This is a genomic window from Streptococcus oralis (assembly GCF_003943825.1).
Classification (GTDB): Bacteria; Bacillota; Bacilli; order Lactobacillales; family Streptococcaceae; genus Streptococcus; species Streptococcus oralis_CD.
Window position 1 is genome coordinate 1 of sequence record NZ_RJNJ01000102.1, and the last position, 609, is coordinate 609.

General features: G+C 40.6%; 1 protein-coding gene. It reads left to right on the forward strand.

Going from position 1 to position 609, the window contains the following annotated elements; all coding sequences use genetic code 11:
* Positions 1-609 (forward strand): capsular polysaccharide biosynthesis protein Cps4B (gene cps4B, locus D8863_RS10830; RefSeq protein ID WP_185761491.1); only part of this gene is annotated, 609 nt, incomplete at both ends.

Here is a 609-nt window from a genome sequence, read left to right on the forward strand (position 1 = left end):
GGATGATGGTCCAAAGTCGATAGAGGAGAGTAAAAACCTTTTAAGAGAAGCCTATAGTCAAGGGGTCAGGACCATTGTTTCCACGTCTCATCGTCGGAAAGGGATGTTTGAGACGCCAGAAGAGAAAATAGCAACTAACTTTTTGAAAGTTCGCGAAATGGCCAAGGAGGTGGCAGATGACCTTGTCATCGTTTATGGCGCAGAAATATACTATACGCCAGATGTTGTCGAAAAATTGGAAAAGAAATTGATTCCAACCCTCAATGATAGTCACTATGCTTTGATTGAGTTTAGTATGAATACACCCTATCGAGATATACATAAAGGACTGAGCGATATTCTCATGTTAGGGTTCACACCAGTTATTGCCCATATTGAGCGTTATGATGCTCTAGAAAATAATGAAAAGCGAGTTCGGGAACTGATTGATATGGGGTGCTATACCCAGGTCAATAGTTCTCATGTCTTGAAACCAAAACTCTTTGGAGAAACCTACAAATTCATGAAAAAGAGAGCTCAGTATTTCTTGGAACGTGATCTAGTTCATGTCATTGCTAGCGATATGCATAACTTGGATCGTAGACCACCTCATATGGAAGAAGCCTATGA